Source organism: Variovorax boronicumulans, from assembly GCF_019352895.1.
GTDB lineage: Bacteria > Pseudomonadota > Gammaproteobacteria > Burkholderiales > Burkholderiaceae_C > Variovorax > Variovorax boronicumulans_A.
The window spans coordinates 1,055,915-1,076,067 of sequence record NZ_JAAAFX010000009.1 but is presented as its reverse complement, the minus strand read 5'-3'; the positions used below and the strand labels follow the sequence as shown (position 1 = coordinate 1,076,067).

At 69.5% G+C, this 20,153-nt stretch carries 19 protein-coding genes and 2 riboswitches; of the genes, 4 read left to right on the top strand and 15 right to left on the bottom strand.

From position 1 onward, the window contains the following. Positions 1-11 precede the first annotated feature (11 nt). Positions 12-1,238: a DUF1501 domain-containing protein gene (locus K0H49_RS24125; protein WP_219218021.1), complete on the top strand. Its 1,227-nt coding sequence runs from the start codon at positions 12-14 to the stop codon at positions 1,236-1,238. 27 nt (positions 1,239-1,265) lie between these two features. Here K0H49_RS24125 and K0H49_RS24120 read toward each other — a convergent pair whose 3' ends face one another. From K0H49_RS24120 to pdxR, 6 genes are all read right to left on the bottom strand, one after another. Beyond that, a complete protein-coding gene (locus K0H49_RS24120; protein ID WP_219218019.1) occupies positions 1,266-1,700 on the bottom strand; it encodes a VOC family protein in 435 nt (144 codons plus the stop codon). A 66-nt stretch (positions 1,701-1,766) separates the two neighbouring features. Further along, positions 1,767-2,930 carry a TPM domain-containing protein gene (locus K0H49_RS24115; protein ID WP_219218017.1) on the bottom strand — a complete coding sequence of 388 codons (1,164 nt, stop codon included), beginning with the start codon at positions 2,928-2,930 and terminating at the stop codon, positions 1,767-1,769. A gap of 35 nt (positions 2,931-2,965) precedes the next feature. Beyond that, a complete protein-coding gene (locus K0H49_RS24110) occupies positions 2,966-3,604 on the bottom strand; it encodes a flavin reductase family protein (protein ID WP_219218014.1) in 639 nt (212 codons plus the stop codon). A gap of 72 nt (positions 3,605-3,676) precedes the next feature. Continuing rightward, positions 3,677-3,997 (bottom strand): DMT family transporter, encoded by a 321-nt coding sequence (locus K0H49_RS24105; protein WP_219218013.1) that lies wholly within the window; start codon positions 3,995-3,997, stop codon positions 3,677-3,679. A gap of 11 nt (positions 3,998-4,008) precedes the next feature. Then, complete coding sequence (locus K0H49_RS24100; RefSeq protein WP_219218011.1) at positions 4,009-4,476, bottom strand: carboxymuconolactone decarboxylase family protein; 468 nt, start codon at positions 4,474-4,476, stop codon at positions 4,009-4,011. 104 nt (positions 4,477-4,580) lie between these two features. After that, positions 4,581-6,002 carry a MocR-like pyridoxine biosynthesis transcription factor PdxR gene (pdxR, locus tag K0H49_RS24095; protein WP_219218009.1) on the bottom strand — a complete coding sequence of 474 codons (1,422 nt, stop codon included), beginning with the start codon at positions 6,000-6,002 and terminating at the stop codon, positions 4,581-4,583. 218 nt (positions 6,003-6,220) lie between these two features. Between pdxR and K0H49_RS24090 the strand changes: the two genes are divergently transcribed. Both K0H49_RS24090 and K0H49_RS24085 read left to right on the top strand, forming a co-directional pair. Further along, a complete protein-coding gene (locus tag K0H49_RS24090; RefSeq protein ID WP_219218007.1) occupies positions 6,221-7,111 on the top strand; it encodes a DUF3014 domain-containing protein in 891 nt (296 codons plus the stop codon). A 281-nt stretch (positions 7,112-7,392) separates the two neighbouring features. Next, entirely contained in the window at positions 7,393-8,961 is a 1,569-nt protein-coding gene (locus K0H49_RS24085) for a TerC family protein (protein WP_219219140.1), read from the top strand. Here the strand turns inward: K0H49_RS24085 and K0H49_RS24080 are convergent. The 6 genes from K0H49_RS24080 to K0H49_RS24055 form a co-directional block, all read right to left on the bottom strand. Then, the gene (locus tag K0H49_RS24080; protein WP_219218004.1) at positions 8,958-9,743 is read right to left on the bottom strand and encodes an SDR family oxidoreductase; all 786 of its coding nucleotides are present in this window, start codon (positions 9,741-9,743) and stop codon (positions 8,958-8,960) included. The two genes, K0H49_RS24085 and K0H49_RS24080, sit on opposite strands and share 4 nt — an antisense overlap. Positions 9,744-9,784: 41 nt before the next feature. After that, positions 9,785-12,682 carry an aminomethyl-transferring glycine dehydrogenase gene (gene gcvP / locus K0H49_RS24075; RefSeq protein ID WP_219218002.1) on the bottom strand — a complete coding sequence of 966 codons (2,898 nt, stop codon included), beginning with the start codon at positions 12,680-12,682 and terminating at the stop codon, positions 9,785-9,787. Positions 12,683-12,717: 35 nt separating this feature from the next. After that, complete coding sequence (gene gcvH / locus K0H49_RS24070; protein ID WP_219218000.1) at positions 12,718-13,089, bottom strand: glycine cleavage system protein GcvH; 372 nt, start codon at positions 13,087-13,089, stop codon at positions 12,718-12,720. A 63-nt stretch (positions 13,090-13,152) separates the two neighbouring features. Then, positions 13,153-14,325, bottom strand: a complete 1,173-nt coding sequence (gcvT, locus tag K0H49_RS24065) for a glycine cleavage system aminomethyltransferase GcvT (RefSeq protein WP_219217998.1) — start codon at positions 14,323-14,325, stop codon at positions 13,153-13,155. A 47-nt stretch (positions 14,326-14,372) separates the two neighbouring features. Beyond that, positions 14,373-14,485: riboswitch (glycine riboswitch) on the bottom strand. A 20-nt stretch (positions 14,486-14,505) separates the two neighbouring features. Continuing rightward, positions 14,506-14,582, bottom strand: a riboswitch (glycine riboswitch). Positions 14,583-14,621: 39 nt separating this feature from the next. Then, a complete protein-coding gene (locus tag K0H49_RS24060) occupies positions 14,622-15,137 on the bottom strand; it encodes a hypothetical protein (RefSeq protein ID WP_219217995.1) in 516 nt (171 codons plus the stop codon). 86 nt (positions 15,138-15,223) lie between these two features. Then, positions 15,224-16,414, bottom strand: a complete 1,191-nt coding sequence (locus tag K0H49_RS24055) for an MFS transporter (RefSeq protein ID WP_219217993.1) — start codon at positions 16,412-16,414, stop codon at positions 15,224-15,226. A 92-nt stretch (positions 16,415-16,506) separates the two neighbouring features. Between K0H49_RS24055 and K0H49_RS24050 the strand changes: the two genes are divergently transcribed. After that, positions 16,507-17,304, top strand: a complete 798-nt coding sequence (locus tag K0H49_RS24050) for an AraC family transcriptional regulator (RefSeq protein ID WP_219217992.1) — start codon at positions 16,507-16,509, stop codon at positions 17,302-17,304. Here K0H49_RS24050 and K0H49_RS24045 read toward each other — a convergent pair. From K0H49_RS24045 to K0H49_RS24035, 3 genes are all read right to left on the bottom strand, one after another. After that, positions 17,292-18,569: a TRAP transporter large permease gene (locus tag K0H49_RS24045; RefSeq protein WP_219217990.1), complete on the bottom strand. Its 1,278-nt coding sequence runs from the start codon at positions 18,567-18,569 to the stop codon at positions 17,292-17,294. The two genes, K0H49_RS24050 and K0H49_RS24045, sit on opposite strands and share 13 nt — an antisense overlap. After that, on the bottom strand, positions 18,566-19,060 hold the full coding sequence (locus tag K0H49_RS24040) for a TRAP transporter small permease (RefSeq protein ID WP_219217988.1): 495 nt from the start codon (positions 19,058-19,060) through the stop codon (positions 18,566-18,568). The genes K0H49_RS24045 and K0H49_RS24040 overlap by 4 nt, the downstream gene beginning before the upstream one ends. Before the next feature lie 87 nt (positions 19,061-19,147). Continuing rightward, entirely contained in the window at positions 19,148-20,119 is a 972-nt protein-coding gene (locus K0H49_RS24035) for a TRAP transporter substrate-binding protein (protein WP_219217986.1), read from the bottom strand. Between the last annotated feature and the right edge of the window lie 34 nt (positions 20,120-20,153).

Sequence of the window (20,153 nt, the reverse complement as noted above, 5' to 3'; positions counted from 1 at the left end):
AAGGATTCGCCATGCAACGCCGTGATCTTCTGAAGATGCTGGCCGCCGCCGCACCGCTGGCCGGTGGCGCGGGCCGCCTGATGGCTGCGCCTGCGGCCGAGGGCGCCAAGCTGCTGGTGGTGTTCCTGCGCGGCGCCTACGACTGCGCCAACCTGCTGGTCCCGATCTCGGGCGCGGCCGGCGACTTCTACCGTGCCTCGCGTCCCGGCATCGCGGTGCCGCGGCCCGGCGAGGCCAACGGCGCGCTGGCGCTCGACGGCGACTGGGGGCTGCATCCGGCGCTGGCCTCGAGCGTGATGCCGCTGTTCCAGAAGAAGCAGGCGGCCTTCATTCCCTTTGCCGGCACCGACGACCTCACGCGCAGCCACTTCGAGACGCAGGATTCGATCGAGCTCGGCCAGGCGCTCGACCGCCGCCGCGACTACCGCTCGGGCTTCCTCAACCGGCTGGCCGGCGTGCTGGGCGCGGGCCCGCTCACGGCGGTGTCGCCCATCGCCTTCACCGACCAGTTGCCGATCTCGCTGCGCGGCGATGCGCAGGCGGCCAACATGGCGCTGGGCAACGTCGGACGCCAGGGCATCGACGCGCGCCAGAGCCAGGTGATCGAATCGATGTACCGCGGCACCGCGCTGGCCCAGCCCGTGGCCGAGGGCTTCGCGGTGCGCGACGAGGTGCTGCGCGCGGTCAAGGCCGAGATGGACGCGGCCAGCCGCAACGCGATGACGGCCAAGGGCTTCGAGCTTGTGGCCCAGCGCATGGCGCGGCTCATGCAGGAGCGCTTCGACCTCGGCTTCGTCGACGTCGGCGGCTGGGACACGCACGTGGGGCAGGGCGCGGGCACCGGCTACCTCGCCAACCGCTTCGAGGAATTGGGCCGCGGCCTGGCCGGCTTTGCCGACGCGATGGGCGAGACCGCCTGGCGCGACACCGTGGTGGTGGTGATCAGCGAATTCGGCCGCACCTTCCGCGAAAACGGCAACAAGGGCACCGACCACGGGCATGGCACGGTGTACTGGGTGCTGGGCGGCGGGCTCGCCGCGCAGGCCGGCGGCCGCGTGGTGGGCGAGCAGGTCGCGCTGACGCAGCCCGCGGCGTTGTTCCAGAACCGCGACCATCCTGTGCTCAACGAGTACCGCGCGGTGTTCGCGGGCCTGTTCGCGCGCATGTACGGGTTGTCGCCCGCGCAGCTCGACCATGTGTTCGGTGGCGTGGCCGCGAGAGACCTGCGACTGGTCTGAACCGCAGCCGAGCGTGGGCCGTGCGTGTCAGCGGCCCTGCGGGTCGGGCCGGTGGTGCACGTACTCGACCACGCTGCCGTCCGGGTGGATGGCGTTGAACGCGGCCCCCGTCGGGACCACCTGCAGCGGAAAAATGATTTCGGCGCCGGCAGCCACCAGCTTCTCGTAGTAGGGATGCACGTCGTCGACCAGCAGCGTGCCGGTGGTCGAGGTGAAGGGCGCCAGCGCCTCGGGCGTGCCCTCGATCAGCAGGAAGGCGCCGACCATCGCCAGCCGCAGGCCGGCTTCGGGAAAGGGGAAACCCGCATCGGCCACGACGTCCTGCAATTGCTCGTAGAAGCGCACGCTGTGCTCCAGTTCACCGGGCCCGATGAAAACGCGGATTAGCACGCGCGGTGTGCGTTGTACCGAGGTGTCGTTGCGGTCACGCCAGAGTTGGTTGAAGTTGCGAGGGTCGGTCATGTCATGCGCCCACAGGCCGGGCGTTCGGTTTAAGGGGTCTGCGCCATGGCGGCGCGGGCGTGCAGGCTACCAGCTGCCCGAGGCACCGCCGCCGCTGCTCGATCCGCCGCTGCTGCTCGACGAGCTGCTGCTGCTGGAGGAGGACGAACTCGAGGAACTGGAACTGCTCCAGCCGCTGTCGGAATCGTCGTCGCTGCTGTCGCCGGTGTTGCTGGCCGGGAAGAAGGCGAACAGCATCGAGATGCCGAAGGCGATCGCCACCGGAATCCATTCGCCGGGGTTCTCCCAGGCCACGTAGCCCGTGATGCCCAGCACGATCACCCAGCGGATGGCGAAGGCGGCCAATCCCTGGCGCCAGGCCATGCGCATGCCCACGGCGATCAGGGCCAGCAGGAACAGCGCGACGGCGCTGCCCAGCACCACGCCCATGCCGGTCAGCGTCTGCTCGCCGCCGAAGTGCATGACCGATGCGGTGATGACGCCCGCAAGCACGCCGACGCCCGCGAAGAAACGCCGGGCGAAGCGCCAGCGCAGGCAGGCCGCGCCGATGGCGGCGAGCAGCACCGCGAAGAAGGCCCAGCCGAAGGGCGTGACGCCGGCGCTGGATTCCGCATCGTTGGGCTGGCCTTCGGTGTCGATCACCGCGCCGATCTGCGGGTCCTGCCCCATGGCCGAGGGCGGCACCACGAAGCCACCGCCCAGGCGCTCGATCAGCGCATCGACGGCGCCGTCGATGCCGCCGTAGTAGTCCTGCTGTTTGAAGCGCGGCATCATCTGCTGGTCGACGATGCGGCCCGCGAGCACATCCGGGATCTCGCCCTCGAGCCCCTGGCCGACCTCGATGCGCATGCGCCGGTCCTTCAAGGCGACCAGCAGCAGCATGCCGTCGTTGTCCTTGGCGCTGCCCAGCTTCCAGCTGTCGAACACGCGCGTCGCGAAGGACTCGATGCTGTCCTCGCCCGTGGTCGGCACGACCAGCACCGCAAGCTGCGCCTGGTGGTCGCGCTCGAAGTCGTCGAGCTTCTCCCTCAGCGCCGCGATCTGGTTCGCGTTCAGCGTGCCCGTGAGGTCGGTCACCAGCGACTGCCGCGCCGGCACCGCGATGCGTTTGGCCGCGGCCGGCAAGGGCAGGGCCCACACGCACAGGGTGAGCAGCAGCAGCAAGGCCATGCCGAATGGCGTGCCCCACGGACGGTGCGCGGGCGCACGGCAGACGGAAGGAGAAAGCATGGGCCGATGCTAGCGGCAGCGGCCCGGGCGCCTTGTCAGACGGGGTCGATGGGCTCCACCGCGGTGCCGGGCGCGGCCGCGATGTCCTCGATCGCGAAGCGTTCGCGTGTGCGCATGTAGAAGCTCGCACCGAAGCGTGCGACCGGCAGGTAGTGCTCGAGCCGCACGCGCCAGGTGTCGGTGTCGATCAGCTCGTCGCGCGCATGCATCCAGCGCACCTGGCCGATGAAGACCTGCCGGCTCGCGGTTTCCATGGTCTCGAACAGCGTGCACTCGAAGGCCACGGGCGCCTCGGCGATGCGCGGCGGCGCGACCACCTTGCTGGGCAGCGCGGTGAAGCCGACCTTGTCGAGCTCGCTCACGTGCGGCGGATGGTGTTCGCCGCAGCGGTGCATCTGCGCGGCGATGGCCTCGTCGACCATGTGCACCACGAACTCTCCGGTGCGCACGATGTGGAGCGCCGTGTCCTTGAGCGAGGTGTCTTCGCGGCGGTTGAGGCTGATCATCACGATCGGCGGCTCCTCGCCCACCATGTTGAACATGCTGAAGGGCGCGGCATTGACGGTGCCGTCGGGCCCGAGCGTGGTGACCAGCGCGATCGGCCGCGGCACGATCAGGCTGGCCATGAGTTTGTAGCGCTGGTACTCGGTGAGCTGGGAGAAGTCGATGTCCATGGCGATGGGGGCGGAGGGGTTGCGGGCATTGTGCCCACATGCCCAAGCACTTTCGGTGCCGCCCGCCGCCGCTCAGTCGCCCGACACCAGCTTGAGCCCGATCACCCCCGCGAGGATCAGCCCGATGCACAGCAGCCGCATCGGCGCCGCGGAGTCGCCCAGCACGGCGATGCCGACGATCGCGGTGCCGGCCGCGCCGATGCCGGTCCAGACCGCATAGCCGGTGCCCATGGGCAGCGTCCGCAGCGACAGCGAGAGCAGCACCACGCTCGACAGGCCGGTGGCGACCGTCCAGAGCGCAGGCACCCAGCGCGTGAAGCCTGCCGACGACTTCATCGCAAAGGCGAAGGCGATCTCCAGCAGGCCGGCGATGGCGAGCAGCGTCCAGGCCATGGGTGCCGGTCTCAGGCCTTGGCCGCTGCGATGGCCGCGGCGGGGGCGACGCGGAACGAGACACCGAAGCGGTTGAAGGCATTCATCAGCGCGATGGCATAGCTCAGGTCGGCCAGTTCCTTGTCGCCGAACTCGGCCGCGGCGGCCGCGTAGTCCGCGTCGGGCACGCCGGTCTCGGCCACGCGCGTCACGCTTTCGGCCCAGGCCAGCGCGGCACGTTCGCGGGTGCTGAAGACCGCGCCGGCTTCATGCCACACCGGCACCAGCACCAGCTTGTCGACCGGCAGGCCGGCCTTGAGCAGGTCGCGGGAGTGCATGTCGATGCAGAAGGCGCAGCCGTTGATCTGCGACACGCGCAGGTAGACCAGGTCGATCAGCGCCTTGGGCAGGCTGCCTTTGTGAACGGCCATGTGCACGGCGCCGAAGGCCTTGTAGATGTCGGGCGAGACCGTTGCGTAGTCGATGCGAGAGGTCGTCATGGAAAGTCCTTGTGTTTGACGGTTGGAAAGGACGCCATGGTGCGCAATCTTGGCCTAGGCCGGAAGAGCCATGATCGGTGTTTGGAACTGGGCCATGATGGCCTTCACATCAGCGCCAGGATGCGCCGCCCGAGCGCTTGCGCCGCCTGCTGCGAGTCGATGTTCGTGAAGCCCAGCAGCAGGGCCGGGCTGCCCTGGTGGTCCTGGGTCCAGTTCGTCAATGCCTCGGCATACAGGCCGGCCTCCCGCATGCGCGCGGCCAGCTTGCGGTCCGAGCGCCGGCCCTGCAGCCGCAGGATCAGGTGCATGCCGCCGGGCGGCGAATCGATGCGCATGTGAGAGCCCAGCACGCTTTCCAGGCCGGCCCGCACCGCATCGCGGCGTTCGGCGTAGAGCTTGCGCATGCGCTGGATGTGGCGCGCGAAGTGGCCCTCGGCGATGAAGGCGGTGACGATGGCCTGCGTGAGCGCGGGGCTGCCACCGGCAAAGGTCTGGAGCACCTGCTCGAAGCGCTCGACCTGGGGCTGCGGCACCACCAGGTAGGCCAGCCGGATGCTCGGGAACAGCACCTTGCTGAAGGTGCCGGCATAGAGCACGCGCCCCTCGCGGTCCAGGCTCTTGAGCGCGGGCAGCGGGCGGCTCACGTAGCGGTACTCGCCGTCGTAGTCGTCCTCGACGATCCAGGCCTCGTTGCGCGCGGCCCAGTCCAGCAGCGCCATGCGCCGGGGCAGCGACAGCGACACGCACAGCGGGCTCTGGTGCGCGGGCGTGACCACCGCCGCGCGCGCCCGCGGCGCGCGGCGCAGGCCTTCGGACACGACCAGGCCCTCGGCATCGACCGGCACCGGCACGCCGGCGATGCGCATGTGCCGCAGCAGCGCCTGCGTGGGGGGGTAGCCGGGGTCTTCGAGCCAGACGCGGTCGCCGGCCTTGAGCAGGGCCAGCCCGATCAGCTCGATGCTGTGGCGGTAGCCGGAGGTCAGGAAGACCTGCGACGGGGTGCACTGGATGCCCCGCGAGACCTGGAGATAGGCTGCGATCTCGGCGCGCAGCGCCGGCAGGCCATAGACGCTGGGATGCGCCATGTCGATGGGTTGCATCGCGCGCACGCAGCGCGCGCCCAGCCGGGCCCAGATCTTTCGCGGAAAGGCATCCAGCGCCGGCAGGCCCATCTGAAAGGGCAGCACCGAATCGGGCCGGAAGCCGAGCCGGGACGCAGCGTCGGCGGCCGGTGCCACGGGGCTCGCCATCGGCGTGCGTGGCCTGAGTTCCGGTGTGACGATGGTGCCGGCCTGGCCCCGGGCCTGGATGTAGCCCTCGGCGGCCAGCAGCGCGTAGGCGGCCTCGATGGTGCCGCGCGCCAGCCCCAGCTCCTGGGTCAGCGCGCGTGCCGAGGGGATGCGGTCGCCGGGCTTGAGCAGGCCGCTGTCGATCGCGCCGCGAAAGCGGTCGTAGATCTGGCGGTAGAAGGGCGTGCCGGCGGTGGGCTCCCATGCGGACAACGGGCCGGTCTTCGCGGGAGTCATGGCAGGATGGGGAGGGGAACTTTACGGTCGTCATCGTACCTCTGTCATGGTCTGGCCTGAAACGCGGTTCGTGGACCTCCGGTCTGGGCCATGTCGGGCCGGCCCCATGCCCTGCGTTGCCCGCGGCTTACACAAGGCGTTACGCCATCGCGGCAAGGCATGGTTTCCAATGAACCGCATTGCCGCGCCCGCGGCGATGGAACCAAGGAATCTGCTTCATGCCCGAACGCGAACCCTCCGACTTCCGGCCTGCGCGCGAGAGCTCCGCCTCGAAGATCGTCATCCTGGTGCTGATCGCCATCGCCGCCGTGGGAGGCGGCTGGTACTGGTGGCAGCAGCGCGCCGCCGTGCCGCCCGCGCCACCGCCGGTCGCGGCCGCGGCGCCCGCCGATGCGCCGGCACCCGCGCCGCAGCCGGCCGCCTCCGGACCCCAGAACCCGATCGATGCGCTGGCCGAGCCCGATGCGGTGCTGCCCACGCTGGCTGCTTCGGATGCGCAGATCACCTCGGCCCTCAACGGCTGGCTGGGCGCCAAGCGCGTGGTCGCCATGCTCAACGTCGATGGCTTCGTGCGCCGCGTGGTGGCCACCGTCGACAACCTGCCGCGTGCCCAGACCCCGTCGCGCCTGTGGCCGGTGCAGCCCACGCCCGAGCACTTCAGCGTGACCGGCGCGGCCGGGCCGACGCAGCACATCGACGCCGGCAATGCGGCGCGCTACGACGCCATCGTGGCGTTGGCCGAGGCCCTCGACGCGGAGCGCGTGGCCGCGCTCTACGCGCGGCTGTACCCGCTGTTCCAGCAGGCCTACGAGGACCTGGGCTATCCGGGGCGCTACTTCAATGACCGATTGGTGGCGGCCATCGACCATCTGCTGGCGGCACCCGAGCCCGGCGGGCCGGTCGCGGTGCAGCTGACCGAGGTGCGCGGCGAGTTCACCGCGGCCCGCCCCTGGACGCGCTACGAATTCGCCGACCCCGCGCTCGAATCGCTGTCGAGCGGGCAGAAGATGATGGTGCGCGTGGGCCTGGCCCACGAGCGCCGGCTCAAGGCCGTGCTCAAGCGCTTCCGGGCCCAGGTCGCGACGGGCGAGATCGCGAACAAGCGCTGAGCGGTCGACGGCCCTTGGCCTTGGGTGACGCGGGGCCTTTCCAGAACGCGGCGGGAATGCCCCTAGACTTTGTGGGTGACATCTCTTTCCGAGCCGCCCAGTACGGCGCTGGCCCGAGCCAGCGACCCCCGTCTTTCTCCTGACGCGATGCGAATGCGGCATCGCCCAAGGCACGCACTTCTTCCCGCGTTCTTTCCCGCGCCCGGCATGGAATCCTCCAGCTCGGGCCGCCGCCGCTTGCGCGCCGCATTCTTCGCCGCGCTGTCTTCCTCCCTCCCATGATCGAACTGCTTTCCAACCCGGCCACCTGGGTCGGTCTCCTCACGCTCGTCGTGCTCGAGATCGTGCTCGGCATCGACAACCTGATCTTCATCGCCATCCTGGCGGAGAAGCTGCCGCCGCACCAGCGCGACCGGGCGCGCGTGATCGGCCTGAGCCTGGCGCTGCTGATGCGGCTGGCGCTGCTGTCGGTGATCTCGTGGCTGGTCACGCTGACCACGCCGCTGTTCTCGGTCTGGGGCCACGGCTTCTCGGGGCGTGACCTGATCCTGCTGGTGGGCGGCTTCTTCCTGCTCTTCAAGGCGACCACCGAACTGCACGAGCGGCTCGAAGGCGTGACGCATGCGGGCACCGCCTCGCCGGTCTACGCGGGCTTTTCGCTGGTGGTCGCGCAGATCGTGGTGCTCGATGCGGTGTTCTCGCTCGATGCGGTGATCACGGCGGTGGGCATGGTCAACGACCTGCCGGTGATGATGGCCGCGGTGGTGATCTCGATCGGCATCATGCTGCTGGCGTCCAAGCCGCTGACGCGCTTCGTGAACGCGCACCCCACCGTGGTGGTGCTGTGCCTGAGCTTCCTGCTGATGATCGGCCTGAGCCTGGTCGCCGAGGGCCTGGGCTTCCACCTGCCCAAGGGCTACCTGTACGCGGCCATCGGCTTCTCGATCGTGATCGAGTTCTTCAACCAGCTTGCGCGCCGCAACTACGTCAAGCAGCAGGCGCGCCGTCCGCTGCGCGAACGCACGGCCGAATCGGTGCTGCGGCTGCTCGGCGGCCAGCGGCAGGACACTGCGGACCGTGCCGCCTCCGGCGCCGAGGCCTCGGCCGAGGCGCCGGTGTTCGCGCCCGAGGAGCGCGACATGGTCAGCGGCGTGCTCAAGCTTGCGCAGCGCAAGGTCAGCTCGATCATGACGCTGCGCTCGGACATCTCCTGGGTCGACCTGGACGATCCCTCGGAATCGATCCGCCAGCAGCTGCTCGACACGCCGCATGGCATGTTCCCGGTGTGCCGCGGCTCGCTCGACGAAGTGCTGGGCGTGGCGCGCGCCAAGGACCTGCTGGGCGCGCTGCTCGCGCACGGCCGCATCGACCCGCTGACCGACCTGCGCCAGCCGCTCTACGTGCCCGAGACGGGACCGGTGATGGGCCTGATCGCCACGCTGCGCAATGCACGCGGGCAGGTCGCGCTGGTGCACGACGAGTACGGCACCCTGCAGGGCATCGTCACGCCGATCGACGTGCTGGAGGCGATCGCCGGCGAGTTTCCCGACGAGGACGAGACGCTGGAAGTGCAGGCCCTGGGCCCCGACCACTGGAAGGTGGCCGGCGCGGCCGACCTGCACCAGCTCGAACGTGCGCTCGACACCGAGGGGCTGGTGAGCGAGGACGACAGCTACAGCTCGGCCGCGGGCTTCCTGCTGGCGCGGCTGGGTCGGGTGCCGGTGGTGGGCGAGACCCTGCGCCACGGCGCGTTCGAGTTCGCCGTGACCGACGCCGATGCGCAGCGCATCCGGCAGCTCGAAGTCCGGCGCATCGGGCGCGACGACGCGATCGAGCCGACGCTGGCCTAGCGCCGCTGCAACTCGCTGCCGCCCATGAAGATCCGGTTGTGGACCGGCGCGATCACGAGCTCGTTGATGCACACGTGCGGCGGCATCTCGGCGATGAAGCGGATGGTGCGTCCCAGGTCTTCCTCCTGCAGCATCAGCGCCTTGTCTTCGGCGCTCGGCTCCACCGGCCGGTTCTTGAGGATCGGCGTGGCCACCTCGCCCGGGCACACCGAGGTGGCGCGCAGGCCGTGCACGCACTGCTCGATGTTGAAGTTGTGCGTCATCGCGATCAGGCCGGCCTTGCTCGCCACGTAGGCCGGGCCGGTGAGGAAGCTCTGGTGCCAGCCCGCGAAGGAGGCGATGTTGATCACGGTGCCGCGGCGCCGCGCCTGCATGCCCTTGAGCACGGCCAGCGTGCAGAAGGTCGCGCCGTTGAGGTTGATGTTCACCACCTTGGCGAAGGTGTCGCCGTCGGTTTCGTTCCAGAAGCGCTTGGGGAAATTGATGCCCGCGCTGTTGACCAGGATGTCGACGCCGCCGTGCTGGGCCTCGATGGCCGCTGCGACCTTGTCGACCGCCGGCCGGTCGCCCACATCGAGCGGCATCGCGCTGATGCGGCCCTGCGGCGCGCCCTTGGCTTCGGCCTCGGCCACCGCGGCCTCGAGCTTGGCGGCATTGCGCCCGGAGATCACGACGCGGCAACCCGCCTTCGCAAGGTCGATGGCGCCGGCCAGGCCGATGCCGCTGCCGCCGCCCGTGACCCAGGCGATCTGTCCGTCGAGGGGCTGGTTCTGTTGACTCATCGATGTCTCCGTGTGAAAGGGAACATCGATTGTGCAGTGGCTCAACTCGTCGCGTAGTCGCCCACGGGCAGGCAGCTGCAGAACAGGTTGCGGTCGCCGTAGACGTTGTCGACCCGGCCGATCGGCGACCAGTACTTGGCCTGGCGCAACGCGGCCAGCGGGTAGGCGCCGAGTTCGCGCGAGTAGGGATGCGCCCACTCGGTGGTCAGCAGGCTGGCGGCCGTGTGCGGCGCGTGCTTGAGCGGGTTGTCGTCCTGCGGCCAGACGCCTTCCTCGATGCGCCGGATCTCGCCGCGGATCGCGATCATCGCGTCGACGAAGCGGTCGAGCTCGGCCAGCGGCTCGCTCTCGGTGGGCTCGACCATCAGCGTGCCGGGCACCGGGAAGCTCAGTGTGGGCGCGTGGAAGCCGTAGTCGATCAGGCGCTTGGCCACGTCCTCGGCGGTCACGCCGCTGCTTTCCTTGAGCGGACGCAGGTCGAGGATGCACTCGTGCGCGACATGGCCGTTGGGGCTGGCGTAGAGCGTGGGGTAGTGGTCCTTCAGGCGTGCGCTGATGTAGTTGGCCGAGAGGATCGCGGTCTCCGTCGCGGCCTGCAGGCCCTCGGCGCCCATCATGCGGCAGTACATCCAGCTGATCGGCAGCACCGCGGCATTGCCCAGCGGCGCGGCCGACACGGCGCCCGGCCCCTCGGAGCCGATGCCCGCGGTCGCATGGCCGGGCAGGAAGGGCACCAGGTCCTCGACCACGCACACCGGCCCCACGCCCGGCCCGCCGCCGCCGTGCGGGATGCAGAAGGTCTTGTGCAGGTTCAGGTGGCTCACGTCGCCGCCGAACTCGCCCGGCGCAGCCACACCGACCAGCGCGTTCATGTTGGCGCCGTCGACATACACCCGCCCGCCGTGCGAGTGCACCAGCGCGCAGAGCTCCTTCACGCGGGTCTCGAACACGCCGTGGGTGCTGGGGTAGGTGATCATCACCGCCGCCAGGTGTTCGCTGTGCTTCTCGCAGGCGCGTTTGAGGTCGTCGAGGTCGACGTTGCCCTGCGCGTCGCAGGCGGTCACCACCACCTGCATGCCCACCATCTGCGCGCTGGCCGGGTTGGTGCCGTGCGCCGACGAGGGGATCAGGCAGATGTTGCGGCCGCCCTGGCCCCTGGAGGCGTGGAAGGCCTTGATCGCCAGCAGGCCCGCGTACTCGCCCTGAGAGCCCGCGTTGGGCTGCAGGCTGATGCCCGCGTAGCCCGTGGCTTCGCAGAGCCAGGCGCGCAGCTGCTCGTCGAGCTCGGCATAGCCCTGCAGCTGCTCGGCCGGCGCGAAGGGATGGATGTTGGCGAACTCGGGCCAGGTGATCGGGATCATCTCGCTGGTCGCGTTGAGCTTCATGGTGCAGCTGCCCAGCGGGATCATGCTGCGGTCGAGCGCGAGGTCCTTGTCCGAGAGGCTGCGGATGTAGCGCAGCATCGCGGTCTCGCTCTTGTGGGTGTTGAACACCGGGTGCGTGAGGAAGGCGCTGGTGCGGCGCAGGTCCTGCGGAATGCGCACCTCGGCCGTCTCGGCCAGCGTGTCGAAGCGCGGCATCGGCATGCCGGGCCGCACGAACAGCGCCCAGAGCGTCTCGACGTCGGCACGCGTGTGGGTCTCGTCGAGCGAGATGCCCAGGTGCTGCTGCAGCCGGTGGCGCAGGTTCAGGCCCGCGCTGCGTGCGCGCTCGAGGATCGCCGCGGTGTCGTCGCCGCTCTTGACCGTGAGCGAGTCGAAGGCGGTGGCGTGGGCCAGCTCGAAGCCCATCTGCTCCAGGCCCGCGGCCAGCACGCCGGTCAGCGCGGCCACGCGCTGCGCGATGCGCAGGAGGCCCGCCGGGCCGTGGTAGACCGCGTACATGCTGGCCACCACGGCCGGCAGCACCTGTGCCGTGCAGATGTTCGAGGTCGCCTTCTCGCGCCGGATGTGCTGCTCGCGCGTCTGCAGCGCGAGCCGGTAGGCGGGGGCGCCATGCACGTCGACGCTCACGCCCACCAGCCGGCCCGGCAGCGAGCGCTTGAAGGCGTCGCGGCAGGCCAGGTAGGCGGCGTGCGGGCCGCCGTTGCACATCGGCATGCCGAAGCGCTGGGTGGTGCCGCAGACGATGTCGGCGTCCCATTCGCCGGGAGGCGTGAGCAGCGTGAGCGCCAGCAGGTCGGCCGCGACGCACAGCGCCGCGCCGCAGGCGTGCGCGTGGCCGGCCAGCGGGCGCAGGTCGTGGACCTGGCCGGTGGTGGCCGGGTATTGCGCGAGCACGCCGAAGAAATCGCAGTTGGCCATCAGGTGGGGCAGCGTCTCGGAGGCGGTGCTGACCTTGATCTCGATGCCCAGCGGCGCGGCGCGCGTGCGCAGCACCTCGATGGTCTGCGGATGGCAGTCGCCCGCCACCAGGAAGATGTTGCTCTTGCTCTTGACGCTGCGTTTGGCCAGCGTCATGGCTTCGGCGGCCGCGGTGGCCTCGTCGAGCATCGAGGCGTTGGCGATCGCCATGCCGGTCAGGTCGCAGACCAGGGTCTGGAAGTTGACCAGCGCCTCCATGCGGCCCTGCGAGATCTCGGCCTGGTAGGGCGTGTACGCCGTGTACCAGGCCGGGTTCTCGAGGATGTTGCGCAGGATCACGCCGGGCGTGTGCGTGCCGTAGTAGCCCTGGCCGATGAAGTTGCGCGCCACCTTGTTCTTCGCCGCCATCTTCCTCAGTTCGGCCAGCGCATCGGCCTCGCTTGCCGCGGGCGGCAGCTGCATCGGCTTCGAGCGGCGGATGGCCGCGGGCACGATGCCGTCGATCAGTTCCTGGCGCGTGGCCGAGCCGATGACCGGCAGCATGCGCGCCTCGTCCGCGGCTTCGATGCCGATGTGGCGGGCGATGAACTCGTCGGCGGTGTCAAGTTCGCGCAGGGTGGGGAAGGTGGTCGACATGGCGGTGAGGAAAAGACGGGGACGAAGAAGCGGAATCAGCTCTCTGCAGCGAACTTGTCGTAGTCGGCCGCTTCCAGCAGCGCATCGAGCTGCGCGGGTTCGCTGAGCTTGACCTTGAAGAACCAGCCGGTGGCCAGCGGGTCGCTGTTGGCCAGCGAGGGGTCGGCGCGCAGCGCCTCGTTGACTTCGGTGATCTCGCCCGACACGGGCATGAACACGTCGGCCGCGGCCTTGACCGACTCGACGACGCCGGCGACTTCGCCCTGCGCGAAGGTCTTGCCGACCTCGGGCAGGTCGACGAAGACCACGTCGCCCAGCGCGTCCTGTGCGTGCACGGTGATGCCGACGGTGGCGGCATCGCCTTCGGCCGCGACCCATTCGTGGTCCTTGGTGTACTTGATGCTCATGGTGAAAAGACTCCTCGTGGAAAAAATGTTCAGGGGTGCAGAGCCTAGCCGGCTCCGCGAGGTTCAGCCGCGGTAGTAACGGGTCGGAACGAAGGGCAGGGTCGAGACCTCCATCGGCACCGGCTTGCCGCGCACGATGGCCTGGATGCGCGTGCCGGGCTCGGCGAAGGCCGTGGCCACGTAGCCCATGGCGATGCAGCGGTCGGCCGTGGGGCCGAGCAGGCCGCTGGTGACGCTGCCGATGTCGTGGCCTTCGAAGGACTGCAGCAGCGTGCCGTCGCGCACCGGGATGCGTTCCAGCGCGACCACGCCCACGCGCTTGCGCTTGAGCGTGTGGTGGTCGGTGTGGCCGGCCGCGCCGGTCGTGGCCGCGGCGAGCTGGGCCAGGATCCGGTCGGCGCCCGGGAAGCCGCCCGCGCGCGCACCGCCCGCGCGGCGCACCTTCTGGATCGCCCAGTTGAGCGAGGCCTCGACCGGGGTGGTCGTGGTGTCGATGTCGTTGCCGTAGAGGCACAGGCCGGCCTCGAGCCGCAGCGAGTTGCGCGCGCCCAGGCCGATGGGCTGGACCTCGGGCTGGGCCAGCAGCAGCCGGGCCAGCGCATCGGCGTCCTTCGCGGCCACCGAGATCTCGAAGCCGTCTTCGCCGGTGTAGCCGCTGCGCGTGACGAAGGCCGCGATGCCGCCGATCTGCACCGCGCCGCCGGTCATGAACACGAAGCGCTCGATGCCCGGCGACAGCCGCGCCAGCGTGGCCGCGGCCTGTGGGCCCTGCAGCGCGAGCAGCGCATGGTCGGGCAGGGGCTGCACTTCGCAGCGCGTGCCGATCTTCTGCTGGATGTGGGCGATGTCGGCCACCTTGCAGGCACCGTTGACGATCACGAACAGCGAGTCGTGGCCTTCGTTGAAGAACATCAGGTCGTCGAGGATGCCGCCCGCGTCGTCGAGCAGCAGGCCGTAGCGCTGCTTGCCGGGCGCCAGGTCGACCACGTCGACCGGCATCAGGGTCTCGAAGGCGGCCGCGGCGTCGGGCCCGACCAGGCGCAACTGGCCCATGTGCGAGATGTCGAACAGGCCGGCGGCCGTGCGCGTGTGCCGGTGTTCGGCCATCAGGCCGGCCGGGTACTGCACCGGCATCGAATAGCCTGCGAAGGGCACCATGCGGGCGCCGAGTTCGATGTGCAGGCCGTGCAGCGGGGTCTGGAGAAGTTCGGTAGCGGGGGCGGAAGAAGCAGCCACGGGGCACTCCAAAGGGGCAGTCGAAATCCATGGCTGCAACGCCACGGGCCACCCCTGCTGTCCGCTTTACCTGAGAGATTCGCCCCACGATCGGGGTTTGCTCCTTCGGTGGGCCGCTGCGTCGTTTCCGGTACGGCGGCCTCTCTCCAGCAAGGAAACGCCGGTGGTCACCGGCGCCTCGTCAGTCCTTTTGCCTGAGCGTTCGGGGGAATCCCCTGCGCCTTCGGCGGCCCCGTCGTGCGAGGCTCTCTCCTGACCCCGCGAGTGTAGTGGATCGCCAGGAGCAGGGCGGGGCGTCAATGAACGATTTCGGTGAAGGGCAGCAACCGGTCGATGCGCTCGCGCAGCGACGTGGCGCGTTCGGCGCCGGCGCTTTTCTCGACTTCGGCGAGCATCAGCGCGGCGATCTCCAGCATGGACGCGCGGTCGCGGGCCTCGCGCAAGGCATGGCGGATCTGGTGCGCCAGCGCCGGGTCGCGGCGCACGAACATCCGTTCGCAGATGTCGAACAGGAACATCCGCGTGGTGGCCAGCGAGCGCTTGCCGTCGAAGGTGTCGGCCGAGGTGGCCGGCGGCAGTTGCACGGCCGCGGGTGGTGGGGCGGACGCGGCGGCCGGGGCCTGCAGGTAGCCCTGTTGCACCAGCGCCTGGACTGCCTGCTCGGCCTCGCCGCGGTTGCTGAACAGCGGGCTGAAGTCGCTCAGCGAGCGCCGGCCGTCGGCCATCAGCAGCAGCGCCCGCTCACGCTGGCTCAGCGTGCGGCGCCCGCCATGCAGTTCGTCGCGCGCCTTGTCGGTCTTGGTGGGGAACATGGCAGCCGCAGCCTTCGAGGATCGAAGGCCGGAGCATGGCGCAGCGCGATGACATCCCGATGATTTTTCAGTGACAGCGCCGGGCCTCAGGCGGCCATCGCTTCGATCTCGGGCGGCATCGGCTGCATCGTCCGGTTGCGCATGCGCAAGGCCAGCACCGTCGCGATGCACAGCACGCCCAGCACCGCCGTCAGCGTGACGCCGAGCCCGCGCGCGTCCGACAGCATGCCGAACAGCGGCGACGCCAGCCCGCCGACCGACAGCGCCAGCCCCAAGGTGATGCCGCTGGCCGTGGCCGGATTGCGCGGCAGGTAGTCCTGCGCCAGCGTGACCTGCGCGGCGAAGGGCAGGAACATGCACATGCCGAGCAGCGCGGTGCAGGCCATGGCCCAGGCTGCGCCCGGCGCCAGCACCAGGCCGGCGAGCGCGGGCAGGGCCAGCAGGTAGCCGGTGCGGATCGTGGCCATGCGGCCGATGCGGTCGCCCAGCCAGCCGCCCAGCAGCGTGCCGACGGCGCCCGCGGCGGTGAAGGCAGTCAGCGCGGCGGCGCCCTGGAAGCTCGTGCCGTGCAGGTCGCGCGTGATGCGCAGCGAGAGCATCGACAGCACCGTGACGTAGGGGATCGACCAGCCCACGATGGTGGCCACCAGCAGGCCGAAGGCGCGCCAGTCGTTGCGCGGCTTCGCCACCGCGCTGCGGGCCTGGCGCGCGGCGGCGGCCGTGGCCGCGGAGGCCGCGCCGCGCCCGGCGTTCGCCACCAGCCACACCACGCCCATCGCCAGCGCCGGCAGGCCCAGCAGGTAGCTGCGAGACAGGCTGCCGCCGCCGACCACCGTGGCCGCCAGCACCGGCGCGAAGGAGGCGCCGATGGTGCCGCCCACCGAGAACACGCTCATCGCCTTCTGCGAGGCACCGCCGGCCGCGCGCGCCGCCACGGTGGCGGGCGGATGGTAGGCCGCGATGCCCAGGCCGCACAGCGCGATCGCGATCCAGGTCAGCAGGTAGCTCTGGCTCAGGCCCGCCAGCACCACCCCGAGGGCGGCCACCAGGAAGCCCGTGGGCACCAGCCAGCTGCGCGGGTGGCGGTCGGCATAGAGGCCGAACAGCGGCTGCACCACGCTCGACAGGCCGGTGGCCGCCAGCATCAGCCCGGCCGCCGCGGTGTAGCTGTAGCCGCGCTCCAGCACCATGATGGGCAGCAGGGCGGGCACCAGCCCCTGGTAGAGGTCATTGACGGCATGGGTGCCGGTGAGCAGCCCGAGTCGGCGCTTGTTCATTCGATCGCTTCTTTCATTTGCCTGAGGAAAAAAGCATCGTAGGAAGCCCTGTGAAGATCATCTCGCTACGAATCGGCAAGAATCGTCGCGAAATGGACAAACACTTCACGCCGCTCGACCTGCGCCCAGAACAGGGCGAATCGACCCCGCGCGCGGTCGCGGTGCTGGCCACCGACCCCGAGGGCGACGCTGTCATCCCGCCGCACACGCACCGGCGCGGACAGCTGATCCACGCCATCTCGGGCGTGATGCTGGTGAGCGCCGCGGCCGGCAGCTGGGTGGTGCCGACGGGGCGCGGCGTGTGGGTGCCGGGCGGCATGGAACACCAGATCCGCATGGCGGGCGAGGTGCGCATGCGCACCGTCTTCGTCGAGCCCGGCATGCGCGCGGACCTGGGTCGTCACTGTCGCGTGATCCAGGTCGGCGAACTGCTGCGCACGCTGATCGTCACGGCCGCCGCGCTGCCGCTGGACTACGCGCCGGGCGGGCGCGACGAGCGGGTGATGGAGCTGATGCTCGACGAGATCGAGGCCGCGCCCGCGCTGGCGCTGCATGTGCCGATGCCGCGCCATGCGCGCCTGGCCGTGCTGTGCGAGGAACTGGTGCGCGACCCCGCGCTGCCGGCCACGCTGGACGACTGGGCGCTGCGCCTGCACATGAACCCCCGCACACTGGCGCGCCTGTTCCAGCGCGAGACGGGCATGAACTTCGGCGCCTGGTGCCGGCAGGCGCGGCTGCTGCTGAGCCTGCCGAAGCTGGCGGGCGGGGCGTCGATCCTGGAGGTGGCGCTGTCGCACGGCTACGAGAGCCCCAGCGCGTTCACGGCGATGTTTCGGCGCACGCTCGGCGTGCCGCCGAGCGTGTACCTGCGCCGCGACTACCTGGCGTAGACCAGGTCGCGCAGGGCCAGCGAGACCCAGGGCACGTAGGTGATCACCATCAGGCAGGCGAGGATCACCAGCACGAACGGGATCAGGTGCCTCACGATGCGGTCGAGCGAGATGCGCGCCACCGTGCAGGCCGCGAACAGGTTCACGCCGAAGGGCGGCGTGATCATGCCGAGCGCGAGGTTGACCACCATGATCAGCCCGAAGTGCACCGGGTCGATGCCGAAGTGCACCGCCACCGGCGCGAGGATCGGCGCCAGCACGATGATGGCCGCGCTGGTCTCGATGAACATGCCGATGATGAACAGCGCCGCGTTCACGCCCAGCAGGAACATGGCCGGCGACTTGAGCACTTCCTGCAGCCAGTGGCCGATGGCGTCGGGCACGCCGGCGCGCGTGATCAGGAAGGCGAACAGCCCCGCGTTGGCGATGATGAACATGATCACCGCCGACGACAGCACCGACTTGCGCAGGATCACGTAGAGGTCGGTGAGCTTGATTTCGCGGTAGATCACCACGCCCACGACCAGCGCATAGAACACCGCCACGGCCGAGGCTTCGGTCGGCGTGAAGATGCCGCCGTAGATGCCGCCCAGGATGATCACCGGCATCAGCAGGGCCCAGCCGGCCTGCCACAGCGCGCGGCCGAAGGGCATGCGGCCTTCGCCGTCGTTCTTGCCCCAGCCCTTCCACTTGCAGTAGATCCAGACGAAGAGCATCAGTGCGAGGCTGATCAGGATGCCGGGGCCGAAGCCCGCGATGAACAGTTCGCCGATCGAGACCTCGGCGCTCACGCCGTAGAGGATCATCGGGATCGACGGCGGAATGATCACGCCCAGCTCCGCGCTGGTGGCCTGCAGGGCCGCCGCATACGAGGTCGGGTAGCCGTGCTTGATGAGCGCCGGGATCAGGATCGCGCCGATCGCGAAGGTGGTCGCCACCGACGAGCCCGAGACCGCCGCGAAGATCATGCAGGTCAGCACGCAGGTCATCGGCAGGCCGCCCTGCACGCCGCCCACGATGCTCTTGGCGAACTCGACGAGCCGGCGCGAGATGCCGCCGGTTTCCATCAGGTTGCCCGCAAGGATGAAGAACGGAATTGCCGCCAGCGGAAACTTGTTGATCGAGCTGAAGATCTCCTTGGCGGAAATCAGCATGTTGGCGCCCGACACTTGGATGCCCACCACCGAAGCCAGGCCGATGGACACCGCCACCGAGACCGACAGTGCGAAACACAGCACCATCGTTGCAACCATCACCGGCGTCATTGCGCGGTCTCCAGCTCGAGCCGCTTCGGATCGAGGAAATTGCCGGCGATGCCGAACAGGGAAAAGACGGCGCCGACCGGCAGCGCGAGGTAGGCCCAGACCATCGACAGGCTCTCCAGCCCGGCCATGGTCTGCACGCGACCGCGCATCGCGTAGTCCCAGCCGTACCAGAGGATCACCAGCATCAGCGTCAGGGCCGCGAGGCTCACGACCGCGTCGAGCACGCGGCGAAAGCGCGGCGGGCTCCAGCGGTAGAGCACGTCCACGCTCACCATCGCACCCTGGCGGAAGGCCATGGGAATGCCGAGGAAGACCATCCAGATCAGGCTCACCCGAATCAGGATCTCGCTCCATTCGGCGGGTTGTTCGAGCACGAAGCGCGTGACGATCTGGAACACGCCCAGTGCCGAGGCGACCACCAGCATCAGGCAGGCGAGCACCATCGACGCTGTCGTCGTCCAGCGCTCCAATCCAAGGAATTTTTCTTTCATCTCAAAGCCGTTCGAGAAACCAAAAAAAAGCCCGCCGATCGAGCGGCGGGCCCCCGACCATCCCCGCAGGGGACGGTTGCCCGAGCGTTACTGCACGTTGCGGATCTTGTCGAGGTTGGCCTTGCCGAACTGCTTCTCGAAGTCGGCATTGACCGGCGCCAGCATCGCGACGAACTTGGCCTTGTCGATGTTGTCGATCACGGTCATGCCCTGGGCGCGGAGTTCCTTCACGCCGTTGGCGTCGTCCTGGTCGACGCGGTCGCGGTTGGCCTTGACCGCCACCTTGGCGGCTTCGAGGAAGGCGGTCTTGTCGGCGGCACCGAGCTTGTCGAAGGCGGCCTTGTTCATCACGAAGATGCAGGGCGAGTAGACATGGCCGGTCAGCGTCAGGTGCTTCTGTACCTGCGAGAACTTGGCCGACATGATCACCGGCAGCGGGTTCTCCTGGCCGTCGACCGTGCCTTGCTGCAGCGCGGTGAAGACCTCGGGGAAGGCCATCGGCGTGGTGATGATGCCCAGGCCCTTGTACGCGGCGATGTGCACCGGGTTCTCCATGGTGCGCATCTTCAGGCCCTTGAGGTCCTCGGGCGCCTTCACGTCGCGCTTGCTGTTGGTCATGTGGCGGAAGCCGTTCTCGGCCCATGCCAGCGCCTTGAAGCCCTTGGCGTCGAACTTGCCGAGCATCTCCTGGCCGATCGGGCCGTCGAGCACGGCGCGCGCATGCGCCTTGTCGCGGAACAGGAAGGGCACGTCGAGGATCTTGGTCTCGGGCACGAAGTTGGGCACCGGCCCCGTCGACGAGAAGGCCAGTTCCTGCGTGCCGAGCTGCACCGCCTCGATCGACTCGCGCTCGCCGCCGAGCGAGCCGTTGTAGAAGGTCTCGACCTTGTAGCGGCCGTTGGTGCGGGTCGCGACTTCCTTGGCGAAGGTGTCGATCGCCACGCCCTGGTGCGAGTTCTGCGCCGTCGAGATGCTGATCTTCATCGTGGTCTGTGCGAACGCGGCGCAGGCCATGCCCATTCCCAGGACCAGGCCGGCGGCCAGTCGGGTCAACTTCATGCGGTGTCTCCTGTGATTGAAAGACTGCAGGACG

Bases quoted from the DNA above. Each gene is read 5' to 3' on its own strand.
- K0H49_RS24125 (WP_219218021.1), top strand. From the start codon at position 12: ATGCAACGCCGTGATCTTCTGAAGATGCTGGCCGCCGCCGCACCGCTG.
- K0H49_RS24120 (WP_219218019.1), bottom strand. From the start codon at position 1,700: ATGACCGACCCTCGCAACTTCAACCAACTCTGGCGTGACCGCAACGAC.
- K0H49_RS24115 (WP_219218017.1), bottom strand. From the start codon at position 2,930: ATGCTTTCTCCTTCCGTCTGCCGTGCGCCCGCGCACCGTCCGTGGGGC.
- K0H49_RS24110 (WP_219218014.1), bottom strand. From the start codon at position 3,604: ATGGACATCGACTTCTCCCAGCTCACCGAGTACCAGCGCTACAAACTC.
- K0H49_RS24105 (WP_219218013.1), bottom strand. From the start codon at position 3,997: ATGGCCTGGACGCTGCTCGCCATCGCCGGCCTGCTGGAGATCGCCTTC.
- K0H49_RS24100 (WP_219218011.1), bottom strand. From the start codon at position 4,476: ATGACGACCTCTCGCATCGACTACGCAACGGTCTCGCCCGACATCTAC.
- pdxR (WP_219218009.1), bottom strand. From the start codon at position 6,002: ATGACTCCCGCGAAGACCGGCCCGTTGTCCGCATGGGAGCCCACCGCC.
- K0H49_RS24090 (WP_219218007.1), top strand. From the start codon at position 6,221: ATGCCCGAACGCGAACCCTCCGACTTCCGGCCTGCGCGCGAGAGCTCC.
- K0H49_RS24080 (WP_219218004.1), bottom strand. From the start codon at position 9,743: ATGAGTCAACAGAACCAGCCCCTCGACGGACAGATCGCCTGGGTCACG.
- gcvP (WP_219218002.1), bottom strand. From the start codon at position 12,682: ATGTCGACCACCTTCCCCACCCTGCGCGAACTTGACACCGCCGACGAG.
- gcvH (WP_219218000.1), bottom strand. From the start codon at position 13,089: ATGAGCATCAAGTACACCAAGGACCACGAATGGGTCGCGGCCGAAGGC.
- K0H49_RS24060 (WP_219217995.1), bottom strand. From the start codon at position 15,137: ATGTTCCCCACCAAGACCGACAAGGCGCGCGACGAACTGCATGGCGGG.
- K0H49_RS24055 (WP_219217993.1), bottom strand. From the start codon at position 16,414: ATGAACAAGCGCCGACTCGGGCTGCTCACCGGCACCCATGCCGTCAAT.
- K0H49_RS24050 (WP_219217992.1), top strand. From the start codon at position 16,507: ATGGACAAACACTTCACGCCGCTCGACCTGCGCCCAGAACAGGGCGAA.
- K0H49_RS24045 (WP_219217990.1), bottom strand. From the start codon at position 18,569: ATGACGCCGGTGATGGTTGCAACGATGGTGCTGTGTTTCGCACTGTCG.
- K0H49_RS24040 (WP_219217988.1), bottom strand. From the start codon at position 19,060: ATGAAAGAAAAATTCCTTGGATTGGAGCGCTGGACGACGACAGCGTCG.
- K0H49_RS24035 (WP_219217986.1), bottom strand. From the start codon at position 20,119: ATGAAGTTGACCCGACTGGCCGCCGGCCTGGTCCTGGGAATGGGCATG.